The organism is Neoasaia chiangmaiensis, assembly GCF_002005465.1.
GTDB classification, from domain to species: Bacteria; Pseudomonadota; Alphaproteobacteria; order Acetobacterales; family Acetobacteraceae; genus Neoasaia; species Neoasaia chiangmaiensis.
The window spans coordinates 2,940,398-2,955,852 of sequence record NZ_CP014691.1 but is presented as its reverse complement, the minus strand read 5'-3'; the positions used below and the strand labels follow the sequence as shown (position 1 = coordinate 2,955,852).

At 60.7% G+C, this 15,455-nt stretch carries 15 protein-coding genes; 11 read left to right on the top strand and 4 right to left on the bottom strand.

What is annotated here, in order from left to right:
- Positions 1 to 11 precede the first annotated feature (11 nt).
- From arfB to cyoD, 9 genes are all read left to right on the top strand, one after another.
- Positions 12 to 434 (top strand): alternative ribosome rescue aminoacyl-tRNA hydrolase ArfB, encoded by a 423-nt coding sequence (arfB, locus tag A0U93_RS14015; RefSeq protein ID WP_077807877.1) that lies wholly within the window; start codon positions 12 to 14, stop codon positions 432 to 434.
- A 66-nt stretch (positions 435 to 500) separates the two neighbouring features.
- Complete coding sequence (locus tag A0U93_RS16285; RefSeq protein ID WP_147150665.1) at positions 501 to 689, top strand: hypothetical protein; 189 nt, start codon at positions 501 to 503, stop codon at positions 687 to 689.
- A 48-nt stretch (positions 690 to 737) separates the two neighbouring features.
- Positions 738 to 1,688, top strand: a complete 951-nt coding sequence (locus tag A0U93_RS14010; RefSeq protein WP_077807876.1) for a bile acid:sodium symporter family protein — start codon at positions 738 to 740, stop codon at positions 1,686 to 1,688.
- A 104-nt stretch (positions 1,689 to 1,792) separates the two neighbouring features.
- Positions 1,793 to 2,560, top strand: a complete 768-nt coding sequence (locus A0U93_RS14005) for a sulfotransferase family 2 domain-containing protein (protein WP_245824920.1) — start codon at positions 1,793 to 1,795, stop codon at positions 2,558 to 2,560.
- Positions 2,561 to 2,762: 202 nt separating this feature from the next.
- Positions 2,763 to 5,186 carry a TonB-dependent receptor gene (locus A0U93_RS14000; protein WP_077807875.1) on the top strand — a complete coding sequence of 808 codons (2,424 nt, stop codon included), beginning with the start codon at positions 2,763 to 2,765 and terminating at the stop codon, positions 5,184 to 5,186.
- 91 nt (positions 5,187 to 5,277) lie between these two features.
- Positions 5,278 to 6,228, top strand: coding sequence for a cytochrome ubiquinol oxidase subunit II (locus tag A0U93_RS13995; protein WP_077807874.1), 951 nt, complete (start codon positions 5,278 to 5,280; stop codon positions 6,226 to 6,228).
- A gap of 31 nt (positions 6,229 to 6,259) precedes the next feature.
- On the top strand, positions 6,260 to 8,308 hold the full coding sequence (locus A0U93_RS13990; RefSeq protein ID WP_077807873.1) for a cbb3-type cytochrome c oxidase subunit I: 2,049 nt from the start codon (positions 6,260 to 6,262) through the stop codon (positions 8,306 to 8,308).
- Positions 8,305 to 8,976 carry a cytochrome (ubi)quinol oxidase subunit III gene (locus A0U93_RS13985; RefSeq protein WP_077807872.1) on the top strand — a complete coding sequence of 224 codons (672 nt, stop codon included), beginning with the start codon at positions 8,305 to 8,307 and terminating at the stop codon, positions 8,974 to 8,976. The genes A0U93_RS13990 and A0U93_RS13985 overlap by 4 nt, the downstream gene beginning before the upstream one ends.
- Complete coding sequence (gene cyoD / locus A0U93_RS13980; protein ID WP_077807871.1) at positions 8,973 to 9,278, top strand: cytochrome o ubiquinol oxidase subunit IV; 306 nt, start codon at positions 8,973 to 8,975, stop codon at positions 9,276 to 9,278. The genes A0U93_RS13985 and cyoD overlap by 4 nt, the downstream gene beginning before the upstream one ends.
- Before the next feature lie 16 nt (positions 9,279 to 9,294).
- Here cyoD and A0U93_RS13975 read toward each other — a convergent pair whose 3' ends face one another.
- Entirely contained in the window at positions 9,295 to 10,359 is a 1,065-nt protein-coding gene (locus A0U93_RS13975) for an SDR family oxidoreductase (RefSeq protein ID WP_077807870.1), read from the bottom strand.
- 97 nt (positions 10,360 to 10,456) lie between these two features.
- On the opposite strand from A0U93_RS13975, the gene A0U93_RS13970 reads away from it, so the two are divergent.
- Together A0U93_RS13970 and A0U93_RS13965 are read left to right on the top strand one after the other, a co-directional pair.
- Positions 10,457 to 10,858 carry a winged helix-turn-helix transcriptional regulator gene (locus A0U93_RS13970; protein ID WP_077807869.1) on the top strand — a complete coding sequence of 134 codons (402 nt, stop codon included), beginning with the start codon at positions 10,457 to 10,459 and terminating at the stop codon, positions 10,856 to 10,858.
- Positions 10,859 to 10,983: 125 nt separating this feature from the next.
- Positions 10,984 to 12,189 carry a mechanosensitive ion channel family protein gene (locus A0U93_RS13965; protein ID WP_077807868.1) on the top strand — a complete coding sequence of 402 codons (1,206 nt, stop codon included), beginning with the start codon at positions 10,984 to 10,986 and terminating at the stop codon, positions 12,187 to 12,189.
- Between the two features lie 12 nt (positions 12,190 to 12,201).
- Here the strand turns inward: A0U93_RS13965 and A0U93_RS13960 are convergent, their stop codons facing one another.
- From A0U93_RS13960 to A0U93_RS13950, 3 genes are read right to left on the bottom strand one after another with little or no spacing between them, the layout of a single operon-like run.
- Positions 12,202 to 13,152, bottom strand: coding sequence for an HlyD family efflux transporter periplasmic adaptor subunit (locus tag A0U93_RS13960; protein ID WP_077807867.1), 951 nt, complete (start codon positions 13,150 to 13,152; stop codon positions 12,202 to 12,204).
- A gap of 12 nt (positions 13,153 to 13,164) precedes the next feature.
- Positions 13,165 to 13,359: a DUF1656 domain-containing protein gene (locus A0U93_RS13955; protein ID WP_077807866.1), complete on the bottom strand. Its 195-nt coding sequence runs from the start codon at positions 13,357 to 13,359 to the stop codon at positions 13,165 to 13,167.
- The gene (locus A0U93_RS13950) at positions 13,356 to 15,419 is read right to left on the bottom strand and encodes an FUSC family protein (protein WP_077808554.1); all 2,064 of its coding nucleotides are present in this window, start codon (positions 15,417 to 15,419) and stop codon (positions 13,356 to 13,358) included. Before A0U93_RS13950 ends, A0U93_RS13955 begins: the two co-directional genes overlap by 4 nt.
- Between the last annotated feature and the right edge of the window lie 36 nt (positions 15,420 to 15,455).

Here is a 15,455-nt window from a genome sequence, read left to right as displayed (position 1 = left end):
AAAGCACGCTCTTGTCGATCGAGATTCTCCCGAACCTGTCCCTGCCCGATTCGGCCATCGAGATCAGCTATATCCTCGCCTCCGGTCCGGGTGGGCAGAATGTCAACAAGGTGGCGACCGCAGCGCAGTTGCGCTTCGATACCCGTCGCGCGCCAGATCTGACCGCAAGAATGCGCACCCGGTTGCGGCGCATCGCCGGCTCCCGCATGACGGCCGAAGGCATTGTCGTCCTGACCGGACGGCGCTTCCGCAGTCAAACCCGCAACCGTGACGATGTCATGGAACGGCTGGCGGAAATGATCCGGGAAGCGGCCGAAAAGACGATCTTCCGCGTTCCGACACGACCATCGAGAGCCGCCCGGCAGCGGCGCATGGACGGCAAGGCGAAACGCGGGGATATCAAGCGCAACCGAAAGGTAATCCGCGACGACTGAGCAATGCCATGCAACCGTTCCTCCCGACCGGGCATTGACATGCCGGGACTACACAGGAAAATTCGCATGAACGCGCTATCTCACAGCCCCGACGCGGTCGCACCGGGCGGCCCGATGCCGACGCCCCCCATGCCTCCGCCGCCGGGACCACCACCGCCCGCGCCACCGGAAGGCGATCCACCTGGCCCCATCCCGCCGCCACCACCGCCCGAACCGCCGCCGATCACGGAGCCGGGCCCGGATTACCAAATGTGAGCATTCAGACGGCTTGCCAAAACACGCCGCAACGTCGAAACCGCTTGGATGCGCCGTCTCGACCCCTTCCTGGCAAGCCTGATCGCCGCGATTGTCCTTGCGACACTGCTGCCTTGTCGCGGGGCAGTCGCCGCCAACCTGCGGACCCTCACAACGCTTTGTATCGCCCTCATGTTCTTTCTTCAGGGCGCGCGTCTCGAGCCGCGCGCCGTGCTGGAAAGCATTCGTGACTGGCGGCTTCAGATCAGCGTGCTCATCTGCACTTTCATCTTGTTTCCGCTGTTGGGACTTGGGCTGTCGAGGCTCCTGCCACACCTGCTGATCGGCGATATGTGGCAGGGCGTCCTGTTCCTCTGCTGCCTGCCGTCTACCGTGCAATCGTCCATCGCGCTGACATCCATCGCACGTGGCAACGTGCCCGCCGCGATCTGCGCCGCAACACTGTCCAATATCGCAGGCATCGTCATCACGCCGGTGCTCGTCATGCTCGTTCTGCAACATGGCGGTGTGTGGTCTGCCCGTGCCATTCTGGACGTCGCAACGCAACTGCTCCTGCCCTTCGCCATCGGACAGGCGCTGCATTCACGCATCGGCAGTTGGGTCAAACGACACAAACTGCCGCTCTCACTCACCGATCGGGGATCGATCGTCCTGGTCGTCTATACGGCATTCAGCGGCGCCGTGGTCGAAGGCATCTGGCACCGTGTCTCGTTGCGGGATCTGGCGATTACCGGGGGGCTGGATCTGCTTCTCCTTGTCTTCGTCCTGATATTCACGCACACACTGGGCCGTCTCTTTCGTTTTACGGCACCCAGCACGATTTCGCTGACATTCTGCGGATCGAAAAAGTCGCTCGCATCCGGCGTGCCGATGGCCAACGTGCTCTTTCCGACCGCCACCGTCGGCACGGTCGTCCTGCCGCTGATGATCTATCACCAGTTGCAATTGTTCATCTGCACACTTCTCGCGCGGCACTACGCACAACGGCGCGATTTCTGAGGCTCTGCAAAGAAAGTCGCATTCCGTTACCAGAAGAGGGTTTGACGTTCCTCTCCTCACCTTCGCACTACTGTACGCGATAACAGGACGAAGGAGCATGACGGGTGGCAGCAGGCTGTAACGACAACACAACGGACATCATCCTTCCAGCCAGGCCCTCAGAAGCTGCCCAACCGCCACTTCACCGTCTTGTCGAGTCGCTATGCCGCGTTCAGCTGTTCAGCGACATTCATGAAAGAGCCTGCGATCTGGGATTGCGCCTTCCCCTTGGACGCAAGCGACAGGCCCGGATCGCCAAAATCTACCGCACGCGCACGCTGTTTATTCATGTCCCGAAAAATGCCGGGACATCCGTCAATGCCCTCCTGTACGGAGAGAGCATGCGGCATGAGACGGCACGCTATTTCCACCACGTCCAGCCAGCGTTCGACGGTCCCGATTTCGTCCGTTTCGCCATCTGGCGCGATCCCGTCGAACGTTTCCTGTCGGCCTTCGATTTCGCGCGACGCGGCGGTGGACGCGCCGTTCGGCTTCACCCCGCCTTCGCCGCCATCTACCGCCAGTTCCGCTCGCTCGATGACGCGCTTGACCATGTCGAGCAGGCCCGCAGCATCTATGAGATGGATCACGTCTTCAGACCTCAGAGCTGGTATATCCGCGACCGGCAGAACCGGGTCATGGTGGACAAGCTCGTACCGTTCCATGGGCTGAACGCCCTGCCTACGCTCATTCCGGCGCTGGATGGGAAATCGATCCCTCATCTCAATCACAGTTTCCGTACGTCCATCCAGCCAGGCGCCCGGCAGATCGCCCGCATTCGGACAATTTACGCGCAGGACGAAGCACTCCGGGACCATCTGTTGCCGATTTGATACAACAGGGGCGTGATCCCCTCCCTGACATCAAAACGTCACACAATTCGATCCTGCGTCTTCGTATGAGGTCGCGGCGCATAGCAGATACCGATATGTCTCGCAACATTTTGAAATGTAGATAGATATTACATTTCGGTTGTGTATCGTAACGGATATTCGGCACTGTGCGCGCCTTGGCCCATGCTTGACCAGGACAACCATGCCCTTTTTTACACGACGGCTCTTCGCCACGACCGCCCTCATGACGATCGCAGCACCTGCCGCGCTGGCAGCACCCGCCGCCAATACGTCGAGCAAGACCGCATCTGACAGCAATACGCCGTCAATGATGGGTTCCACCGCCCCGACGGACGAAATGAAGTCCGAACATCTCGAAGTTCACGCCTCCCGCCACGGCCAGGCCGGCGGCGGCATGATGATCAAGGAAGACGCGCCGAAGTCGCGCTCGACGGTCACAGCCGAATATATCAGCAAGCAGACTCCCGGCCTGAACCCGATGCAGCTGATCGAGATGCTGCCGGGCGTCAACACGACGTCGACCGACCCGCTCGGCCTCTCCGGCGGCCAGATGTCCATGCGCGGCCTCAACCAGACGCAGATCGGCTTCACGCTGGAAGGCTTCCCGATCAACGATATCGGCAGCTACGCCGTCTATCCGCAGGAGATCGTCGATTCCGAGAACCTGCGCACCATCAATGTCGCGCAGGGATCCGCCGATCTCGACAGCCCGCATATCAGCGCCACCGGTGGTTCGGTCGATATGTATCTGCGTGACCCGGCGGAGCATTTTGGCGGCACGGTGGACGGGTCGTATGGCTCGTATAATGCACGCCGCATCTTCGGTCGCGTCGATACCGGTTATATCGGCCACTCCAACCTGAAGGGCTTCGTTTCCTTCTCAGCCGCGACGGAGCATTCATGGCGCGGTCCCGGCGGGCAGAACAAGCTCCATGGCGAAACCAAGTGGATCGATTCCTGGGGTGACGGCAACGTCGTGTCGTTCTCGCTCGTCGGCAATCAAAGCCGTGGCGTACTGTTTCCGACAACGAGCCTGGAAAAATTCCAGCAGCTCGGTATCTACAACACCTATTCCGCGACCTGGGACAAGAACAATCCCAATTCAAGCGCAAACGGTAACTATTACCAGTTGCACCGCAATCCGTTCACCAACATCTACGCCAGCGCCCCGTCCACCTTCAAGCTGACGGACAACCTTACGCTGACGGAAACGCCCTATTTCTGGTATGGTAACGGCAATGGCGGCGGCGCATACAACACGTATCTTTCGGGATATCAGTATGGCGCAACCCGTGAGAACGGCTCGATCGGCCAGTACAATGCGTCGAATACCAAGTCGATGCTGCTCTACAATCCGTCGAACACGCAGACCTATCGTCCCGGCGCCGTTACGAAACTGACACTCCATACGGGCATCAACCGCCTGATGGTGGGCTACTGGTTCGAATATTCGAAACAGGCCCAGACTGGCCCCTACAGCCTCATCGACCCTGAAAACGGACGTCCCTACGACGAACTGGGCGGCGGTCAGAATCTGGTATTGGCAAATGGCCAGACAGCGGAATATCGCGATACCCTGACGCAGACACGCATTCACACGATGTTCATCGACGACAGCATCTCGCTGCTGCACGATCGCCTGACCATCGACGGCGGTCTGAAATACACGGTCGTGAACCGGCAGGGCCATAATATGCTGCCCGATACGTCCACAGGCCCGTACATCAACGGTTCCTGGCAGGAGCCGCTGCCGGCCGTTGCGATCCGCTATCGCATCAACAACGAAAACCAGCTTTTTGCCTCGTCAACGACGAATTTCCGCATCCCGCAGAACTCGTCACTTTATGACTCGGGCACCTACTACAAGAACGGCGGCTATGGCACCAAAGCCAACCCGAACGTGAAACCGGAAGTCTCGATCTCGGAAGAATTCGGCTGGCGCTATCAGGGTCCGACGGTGATGAGTTCCCTGACCTACTTCCATTACAACTTCACCAACCGCCTCTACACGCAGGTTGTCGTACCGCCCGACAATCCAGGTGCCTACTATTCGCGCAGCATCAATGGTGGCGGATCACATGCGGACGGCGTTGATTTTGAAATCGGCACGCGCCCGATCCTCTATCACCTCCGTCCATATTTCTCGGCCGAGTATGTGAATGCCCGAACGGACAGCAACGTATCGGCCGGCGGCAGCAGCAGCGACTTTGTCTTCAGCAAGGGCAAGTTCGCGCCGCAGACGCCGAAATACCAGTTCGGCTTCCATCTGGATTACGACGACGGCCATCTGTTCGCAGGTTATGGTCTGAAATATGTGGCCAAGCAGTATTCAACCTTCGTCAACGATCAGCAGATTCCTGATTATCTGACCATGAACGTCAATGCCGGCTACCGTTTCCGCAATGTCGGACCGTTCAAGGCGCCGACGCTGCGTCTGAACATTCAGAATATCACGGATCGTCATTATCTCGGCTTCGTTAACGGAACGGCGGCGAACGCTTATCGCGCACGCGGCGTTTACGGCTCGAACCTGAACGGTTCCAGCACCACATTCCTTGTCGCCTCGCCGTTCTTCGTGACCGGCTCGGCAAGTGTGGATTTCTGATAACGCGTTAAAAACAAAATGTCCTGACAGGGAACGCGCCTGACGTTGACGTGTTTGTCGTCGCACAGACACAAAACGAAACGAGCGAGACGTGCCCCAGTCAGGACATGCTTTTCTACCAACGCGCATCAGGCACGGCCTGAGACTATCGCCGTTCCTGCCGCTCTCTCTGACAGCCTGCCAGGCGGACAGTATCTCGTTTCTTCACCCGGCTGGCACGATTGCGGCGTTGCAGCGTGAGTGGCTGATCGAAATCGTCATTGCGCTGGCCGTCATCATCATTCCGGTCTTCGTCGGCGTTGCGTTCTGTCTCTGGCGCTACCGTCTCGGCAACCGGAATGCCGCTTTCAGGCCCGACTGGTCGTTCGCGCTGCCGCTCGAGTTCCTGGTCTGGGGCGTTCCCGCGACGATCGTCATCATCCTTTCCCTGCTGATCGCGGGATCGGAGACCCGCCACAGCCCCGAACGGCAAATCGGCACTGCGCAACCCCTGGATATCCAGGTGGTCGCCCTGAACTGGAAATGGCTTTTCATTTATCCGGATCAGCACGTCGCCAGTCTCGATACGCTGGTGCTGCCCGTCGGGCGTGAGGTCCGCTTCCTGCTGACCAGCGACAAGACGATGCAATCTTTCTTCATTCCATCACTTGGCAGCCAGATCTATGCCATGGCCGGCATGGTCACGCACCTTCATCTGCTGGCAAACAGGCCCGGGCGTTATCTGGGCGAGAACACGCAGTTCAACGGCATGGGCTTTCAGGGCGAAAAATTCACGACCCTGGCCCTCCTGCCCGATCAGTTCACGCAATGGGCGCAACATGCCCGCACAAGCCCCGTCACGCTGAATGATGAAACATATCGAAAGCTCCTGAAAGATGGCGATGACAGACAGGCCATGACCGATCTCGGCGTGAAAGCGGATACCCCCGATCCGATGCAACCGCAGGGTTTGAGCTTCTCGAACGTATCGGACGATTTATTCCGCAATATCGTCAGCCGCTATCATGGCTCGTCGGCTCATCAGGGACCCATGCCGCAATGACACTTTCCATCCTCCCGGGGCGGTCCGTCCGATGACCTCATTCCTTTTCGGCAAACTCGGCTATGGCGCGCTTCCGTTCTACAGCGCCATTGCGACAGTCGCGGCGTCGATGGTCGTTCTCGGCGCGATCGGCGTCGTCGCGTTCATTACCTATCTCCGCGGCTGGAAGGCACTCTGGACGGACTGGTTGACCAGCGTCGACCATAAACGCATCGGCATCATGTATATCGTGGTCTCGTTCGTCATGCTGGCGCGCGCGTTGGCGGAGGCCATGCTGATGCGCGCCCAGCAGGTGGCCGGCTATCAGTCGCCGGGCTTTCTGCCGCCGGAACACTTCGCGCAGCTTTTCACGACACACGGCACGATCATGATTTTCTTCATGGCCATGCCGTTCCTGATCGGCCTCTATAATTTCGTCATGCCGCTACAGATCGGCGCGCGCGACGTCTCCTACCCCCTGATGAATTCCGTCAGCCTCGCCTTCACGACGGCAGGGGCAATGCTGATGATGGTCTCGCTGTGCATCGGCAAATTCTCGACCGGCGGATGGAGTGGCTACCCGCCTTATACGGAACTGGCGTTCAGCCCGGATGTCGGCGTGGATTACTGGATCTGGGCCCTGACGCTGAGTTCCATCGGCAATACCATGACCGGCGTGAATTTTGCCGTCACGATCTACAAGAAGCGTGCGCCGGGCATGCATCTGTTCCGCATGCCGCTGTTCGCGTGGACGGCACTGTGCGTCTCGATCCTGATGATCTTCGCCATGCCGCCGCTCACCGTCGCGACGTTGATGCTGGCGATGGACCGTTATCTGGACATGCACTTCTTCACCAACACCGATGGCGGCAACATGATGAACTACATCAACATGTTCTGGCTATTCGGGCATCCGGAGGTCTATATCCTGATCCTCCCGGCTTTCGGCGTCTATTCCGAGACCGTCTCCACCTTCTCGTCGAAGACGCTCTACGGCTATACCTCGCTGGTCTGGGCGACCATCTCGATCGCCGTGCTGTCCTTCACGGTCTGGCTGCACCACTTCTTCACCATGGGGCAGAACGGCAACGTGAATGCCGTCTTCGGCATCGCCACCATGCTGATCGCCATTCCCACGGGCGTGAAGATCTTCAACTGGACGCTGACCATGTTTCGCGGCCGCATCCGCATGACGGTGCCGATGCTCTATGCCAGCGCGTTCATGATCCTGTTCGCCATCGGCGGCAGCACGGGCGTCATGCTCGCCAATCCCGGCTTCGATTATCAGGCGCACAACACGCTGTTCCTGGTCGCGCATTTCCACAACATGCTCATTCCCGGTCTGCTTTTCGGGATGCTGAGCGGTTATCATTACTGGTTCCCCAAAGCCTTCGGCTTTCGCCTGCATGAAGGCTGGGGGCGCACGACCTTCTGGTGCTGGTGCCTCGGCTTCATCTTCGCGTTCATGCCGCTCTACGCGCTCGGCGCCCTTGGCATGCCACGTCGAAGCCAGGAATATTTCGAGGGCGCCTACCTGCCCTACGCCATCGTGGCCATGTTCGGCGCGCTCATCATCGGGTTCGCGATGGTGGCGATGATCGTCCAGCTCTATGTCAGCATCAAGGATCGGGCCGCCACGAACGTCTTTGTGGGCGACCCCTGGGATGGGCGGACGCTCGAATGGTCGGTCTCCGCGCCACCGCCCGAATATAATTTCGCCATCCTGCCGGAAGTTGGCGGCCGGGATACATTCTTCGCCGACAAGCGACATGGGCGCGCCTACCGAATTCCGCAGCATTACGAACCGATCGAAATGCCTGCGAACTCGCCGCTTGGCTTCATCGTCTGCGTGGACATGGGAGTCACCGGCTTCGCGCTGACATGGCATATCTGGTGGCTGACGATCGGCGGACTGCTGGTCTTTGCCATCGCCATCATCGCACGCAGCTTCAATCGCCACACGAAGCGCATCATCAGCACCGCGGAAATCCGCGAGACGGAGAAGCGCTGGATCGAGGCCTTTCAGTTCGAACCGGCCATCCCGGTCGAGGACGAAGTCACCAATCTGAATCGCGGCCTTGCGAGGATTCCCGCAGAATGATCCAAGCCTCACCCAGCGTCGCCGCCCGGAATATCGGACGCGGCGGCCAGGACCCCTCCCGTCATCCTGGACTGAACCTGCATCCCCACGACGGCGAAGCCCATGAAGAGGCGGAAGAACTCGTTTTCGGCTTCTGGGTCTTCCTGATGAGCGATCTCATCATCTTCTCGATGCTGTTCGCGACTTATGGCACGATGCTCGACGCGCTGGCTGGCGGTCCCGGACCGCACCAGTTGTTCGAACTGAGCAGCGCCGCGATGGAAACAGCCGTCCTGCTGGTGAGCAGCTTCACCTTCGGCATGGCCTCTCTGGCAATGAAGTATCGGCAATCCGTTGGCCAGACATCCTTCTGGCTTGCCGTCACTCTCGTCCTCGGCCTGATCTTCCTTGGTCTGGAGCTTCACGACTTCGCGGACATGATCGCCAAAGGCGGCACGCCGTCGCGCAGCGGCTGGCTCTCCGCGTGCTTCGCCCTTATCGGCACGCATGGGCTGCATGTGACCACGGGATGCCTGTGGATCGCGGTCATGCTCGTGCAACTCAAGGTGTTCGGCCTCGATACTGGCGTCAAGACGCGGCTCCTGCGTCTCGGCCTGTTCTGGCATTTCCTCGATATCGTCTGGGTCGGAATTTTCTCCGTCGTCTATCTTCTGGGGCTCGCACCATGAATCAGGAAGAAGCCAGGGAACGCCATTCCTATATCATCGGCCTCGTGCTGGCCGTCGTCCTCTCCGCCATCCCGTTCGGACTGTTGATGGCAGGCACGCTGTCACGCGGCGCATTCCTCTGGTGCGTCGCACTCTGCGCCGTGGTGCAGGTCGTCGCGCATTTCCGCTACTTCCTGCACATCGACCTGCAACGCTCACATCGCGACGACCTGCAACTGATCCTTTTCTCCACCCTGATCGTCCTGTTGATGGTCGGCGGCACGCTGTGGGTCATCGGCAACGAGAAAGCGATGATGATGTAAGGAAAGCCAGACGCTCTCAGGGAATAAGGCGCTCAGCACGCAGCCGCGCGAACAGATCGATGAAGCTGTCAGGCGTATAGATATAGCCACCAAAGCCGGCCTTCCGGCTTTTGCTCATATCCGTGACGCATTCCACCGGCCGTCCCAGATCGGCATCGGTATGCCATGCCGAAGCCAGACGCCCGATATCTGGTTCCTGCAAGCCGTGGCGCTCGGCGATATCGCGCCAGAGACCGCCCGCCCCTGAAAGTCGCTCCTCCAGGGACGTCGCATGGCCGGGATAAATACCCGCCTCGAGGCCGAACCATTCGGCAATCTGCGGCCACAGCCACTGCCAACGAAAGACATCCCCGTTCACCACGTTGAACGCTTCATTGCGCCCGGCAGGAGCAGTCGATGCCCACACCAGATGGGCCGCGAGTTGCCGTGCATCGGTCACATCCGTCAGTCCCTGCCACTGTGCGGGCGATCCGGGGAAAATGAATGGCAGACCCGTTTCCCGACAGATGCTGGCATAAACGGCGAGCGTCGTGCCCATATTCATCGCATTGCCCACGGCATGGCCGATGATCGTATGCGGCCGGTGGACGCTCCATGAAAAACCGTGGCGTTTCGCGGCGGCGTAAAGCACATCCTCCTGATCGTAATAGAAGTTCTGGAGTGCCAGCCTCGGCATGGTTTCGCGAAAGGGCGTCTGGGGCGGCGTGCCGCTGGCATAGGCTTCGAATGGTCCGAGATAATGCTTCAAACCGGTAGTGAGCGCTGCATGCACGAGTTTTCCCGGCGCCGGCAGCGCCTCGAAAAGATGCCGGACCATGGTGCTGTTGACCCGGCAGTTCTCGGCCTCGGTCGCTTGCCTGAGCCATGAACAGAAGAAAACATGCGTCGGGCGGACGTTCGCAAGGGTCGCCTTCAGCGCTCCGAGATCGAGCAGATCGGCAGCGAGTGGAATAATCGGTGCCGTATCCAGACGTGGATTTCGGGCAAGCCCATAGACAACCCAACCATCCGCTATCAGACGTGCGGCAAGATTCTGACCGACGATTCCCGTCACGCCAACAACAAGTGCGGTTTTCGACATGCGTTTGTCTCCTCTGCTTCGGGATATCCAGCTTGTCCGATTGCAATCCCCGCCGCCAGACGGCACCTTTTCGTGCCCTGGAGTCCCGAAGGTAACCATGACGACGCTCAACGATCTGCCTGCCCATTATCGTGAACCGCCATTTGCCGAAGATTGCGCGCCACGCCGCATCCTCCGACTGTTCAGCGGCAAATGGACGACGATGGTGTTGCATACGCTGCATCTTCTGGGCGGCAGCGCGCGACCGGGACAACTCATGCGCAACATTCCCGGCCTGTCGAAGAAAATGATGACGCAGACATTGCGCGAACTGGAAAGTGCTGGACTGGTCAGTCGTGAAGTCCGTCAGGTCATGCCCCCACATGTCGATTATTGCCTGACATCCATGGGGGAACTGGTCGTTGAGCCCATCAACATGCTCTACGACTGGGCCGTTCGCCACGCCGACACACTCGATCGGATCGAATCCGGCTCCGGCTCCGGCACGAACCCTGCATGAAAATTGCGTTTCTGTAACTTTCGCAACCGCCCTCAAGACTGGGGCGCTAATGGAGCACCGCAAACAAAAACAACTGCAATACGCCATCGCACGACTGGCGGCGACATAGGGAGAATGACACACCGATGAGACACGACTACGTCAATTCGATGTCCGGCGTCCGGCACTGGTTCGACTGGCTCCCGGCGCCGATCGCGTCCATCCTCCTGCTCGTCATCGCCGCGACGATCGCCCTGGTCTTCAGCCGCCTGATTACCGACGCCATTCCGCGCCTGCCGGGCCTGCGCCGCGTCCCGGTGGTCCGCATGGTGATCGGCCAGCTGCGTTCCTACATCCGCTTCCTGCTGATGCTCCTTGCGGCCTCCGCCGCCCTGCCCGCCGCGATCGGCCTGTCCAGCGAAACGCTGCACATGCTGGGCAAGATTTTCGCGTTCCTGTTCATCCTGATCCTCGGCTTCGGCATCATCCGCGCCTTTCGCATCGCCACGGACAGCTATCTGACGCGCATCACGCTGAAGGACTCGTCGGACGACATTTCCGTCCGTTCGCACCAGACGCAAATCCGCGTGCTGCGCCGCCTGATCGAGATCACGTTCGGGGTCATCACCGTCGCGTCGGCCCTGATGGTGTTCGACGCGGTGCAGCGCTACGGCGTCTCGCTTTTCGCCTCCGCCGGCGCCGCCTCGCTGGTCGTCGGGCTCTCCGCCCGCCCGGCGCTCAGCAACCTCATCGCCGGCGTCCAGATCGCCATCACCCAGCCGATCCGGATGGAGGACATGCTGATCCTCAATGGAGACTGGGCATGGGTGGAGGAGATCAACGCCACGTATGTCGTGCTGCGCACCTGGGACAAGCGCCGCTATATCGTGCCGATCTCCTATTTCCTCGAAAATCCGTTCCAGAACTGGACGCACAGCTCCCCGGCGCTGATCGGCTCCGTCTTCCTCTGGCTCGACTACCGCACGCCAATGGACCGCATCCGCCAGTTCCTGGAGGAGGAAATCGTCCACTGCCCGGACTGGGACCAGGACCGCGCCAACCTCGCCTGCCAGATGGCGGACAGCAATGCGCAGGTCATCTCCATCCGTATCATCGCCGGCGCTGCGGGCGCGGGGCAGATGTGGAACCTGTGCTGCGATATGCGTGAACGCATCCTCAAGCGTATCCGGGACGAAATTCCGGAATGCATCCCACGTAGCCGCACGGCGCTGGTCGGCGACGGCGCAGGCGACGACGCATGGCCGGAAGCCCTCGTCTCGCCGCGCATCAACCGGCCGGATCAGGGCCCCTATACCGGCCCTAACCTTCAGATGCCGCCACCGGGCCGGTAAAACTTTCCCGGTCTAGCGGTGTCCCACGACGTGGCGCAGATCGTCCCCCACATGGCGCAACGCGTCACGCGTTGACATGTGGCGGCGCGTGCCTGCTTCCGTCACGACCGTGACCGTCGCGGTCATGCCCGCCGCCAGTTGCAGGTCTTTCGGCATGGTGTCGATATGCACGCGGACCGGAATGCGCTGCGCCAGTCGCACCCAGGTATAGACCGGATCGACCGTCGGCAGACCCTGCGTCGAGACGGCCGCATTGTTGCTGGCGATGCCACGCGTCATGCTTTCCACATGCCCGAAAATCGGATCGTGATAACCCATGAGATCGATGCGGATCGGGTCGCCGTCGCGGATCGCATGAATTTTGGTCTCCTCGAAATAGCCGTCCACCCAGAATGATTCGGCATCGATGATCTGGATATTGACGTGTCCCGCCGTCGCGTAATCGCCCGGACGCATGATGAGATTCGTGATGTAGCCGTTGATCGAACTGCGCACCGTCGTGCGATCCAGATCGATTTGCGCCTGCCGCTGGTCCGCAAGCGCCGCTTCATACTGCGCCTTGGCCTGAGCGGCCTGCGCCTCGTATTGCTGCTTCTCCTCGCCGGAGACCGCCACGCCCGGGATGATCCGCCGCCGTTCGAACTGCGAGACCTTGAACGCCAGATCGGCCTTGCGTTCCGCCACCCGCGCCTGTGCGATGTCCAGACGGACCTTGAAGTCGAACGGATCGATGACATAAAGCACGTCGTTACGATGCACGAACTGGTTGTCGTGCACGCGCACGTCGAGGATCTGTCCCGATACCCGTGGCGCCATGTTGGCGACCTGGGCGCGGACCTGGCCGTTCCGCGTCCATGGCGAGGCCGTGTAATAATCCCAGAGGATGATGACGACGACCGCCGCCACGGCCAGAATGGCCAGGGTGATGGAGAGACGGATCAGACGATAGGCGCGCGGAAGCAAAAGCTCTGCCTTTCAGAATATCAATGTGTAGAGGCCCAGAAGGCCGACCAGCAGACCGAATTGCGCCAGCGGCGGATTCCAGACGAAGCGCCAGCAGTCGAGCACGCCCAGCACCCATCGCAGCAGCGCGAGCGTCACGAGTGCGAATGCAAGATTGAGCACGAAGGCCGACACCAGAACGCCGTCCAGATCGATAACCTGTCTCACGAGAGCGCATTCCTTTTCCGAACGAGACCGTATCGGCGCAGAATGACCCTGTTGCGCCCCAGCGTCTCGATCACCGCCTGCAAGCCGGCTGCACATGTCAGGGCGCGAATACGCGCATCTTCCGGCAGGTCCGCCTGCATGTGATGCAGGAATTTCTGAACATAAGCCGGCAGTTCGGCTTGCAGACGCACGAAGTCGGCGGTGAACAACACTCGCCGCGCCTGCGTCGCATCGGGACGCAGGGCAGCAACGTTTTCCGCCTCGTCCAGATAGAGACGCGTGCGCGCCAGGGTGCTGGCGAAGTCCTCAAGCCCCACGAGACGATCGAACACCCGGCGCGGTGCCATTCCCTGCCCCTGCATGCGGCGGCTCCATGCCAGAGCCTGCGACAGACGATCGTATTTCCGGCTAAGCAGCCCCGGCCCGACCCGATCGCCACGCCCTGCTGCCTGTTTCTCAAAATCGCGACCAATCAGGACGGCCATGCGCAGCCGCTGCCGCTTCGGATGCGGCGGCAGGAGCAGTACCAACGTCACGAACGAGATGACCGCCGAAAGCAGATAGAAGATGTTGCGTGTAAGGAAGGCCATCGGGTCGTAACTGTGATGATTGCCCAGCCCGAGGATAACCAGAAAGAACACGCCATAATTAAAGCCGATGGTCGCCGTGCGCGCGTTCATCAGCAGCAGACACGCGAAAATCGTCTGCGGCAGGAACACGACGGCAAGCGTCAGCATGTCCGACACATGGGGCAGGATCCAGAAATTCAGCCACATCGCCACCAGGACGGCCATCGGGATGCCGATCATCGCCCCCATGCCGAACTGCGCGGTATCGACAGCCGTCGATGCCAGCGTGAGTGTCAGGGCCGTCTGGGACAAGGCCGTGTGATCGTCCGGCTGACCGACGACGATGCAGAATGCGGCCGCCAGGGAAAAGCCGATCAGCACGCGCCCCGCATTGATCAGAGCGGTCGTATAATCCAGTTCGCGGCTCAGCTGTGCGAGCCGGAGCGCGTCGCCAGCGGGAACGGCATCGCGCAGCGTGTTCATTCCGGCTTCGATATGCGCATTGTTGCTGATCAACGTTGCCGATCGTTCAAGAAAATAGGCATCGTGGGCCGACGGCACATAGTCCGGCTTCTCCTGAACGATGTCGCGCATGAGCGCCCGGAGGATATCCTCCCGGGCGATCTGCACGGCGGGCCGCGCATGCCACAGGCGCACATGCCGCTGCACGAGGTCGGAAATCTCATGACGCGCCAGGATCATGGAGACTGCGCGGCTGGCCGTCAGCACGCTCAGCATGCCGACAATGCCCAGTCGTCCGCCCGCCAGCCGAAGGCGCGCCCGATCGATTTCCAGCCGGGCATAGGAAATCTGCGTCAGGAGCGAGAGGATTTCGGCCGCGAGCCCGGTCGTCTCCCAGCCATCGTGGGAGCCTTCGCCCCTCAGGGTTGCTTCGCCCATCATGCGGATACGCTGCGCGAGGGCATCCATGCTCATCACGAGCTTGCGCCAGACCTGCGGCGCACCCGTCAGACTGTTGACGACCGCGATCGACGCCACGCCAATGCCGATCGCGCTGGCGCGTGCCATCGCCACGTCGAAGACATTCTGTGGCCCGTCGATATTGTTCAGCGCCACCAGCGCGACCGTGTAGCCGGCAAGCAGGGCGCCATAGGAACGAAAATCGCGCTCCAGCGTGCCGATGAACGCGCAGAAGGCGAGCCAGAGCGCCACGCCGCCCAGAAAGAGAGGGCGATCCTGACCGAAGGCGGCAGCCAGGAGGACGGAGGCGACCACCCCGGCCGCTGTGCCGAGCAGGCGATAAAGCGCCTTGGACAGCGCCTGCCCGCGAAATGGCTGCGCCAGGATCATGACCGAGACGCCTGCCCCGGCGGGCGCGTCGATCTGCGCCCAGAACGCCGCGGCCAGCGCCAGGACGAGGGCCAGCCAGGTGCGCAGGCTGAAGCTGATCCAGCCTGGCGGAAAAGCGCCGGGCGGCAGGTCGGCAAGCCGGGGCCACCATCGCAGGCCCCCTTCCGCTTGCCGTTCCATGATCCGCCTCCCGATACGCACGATGACCGCATTATC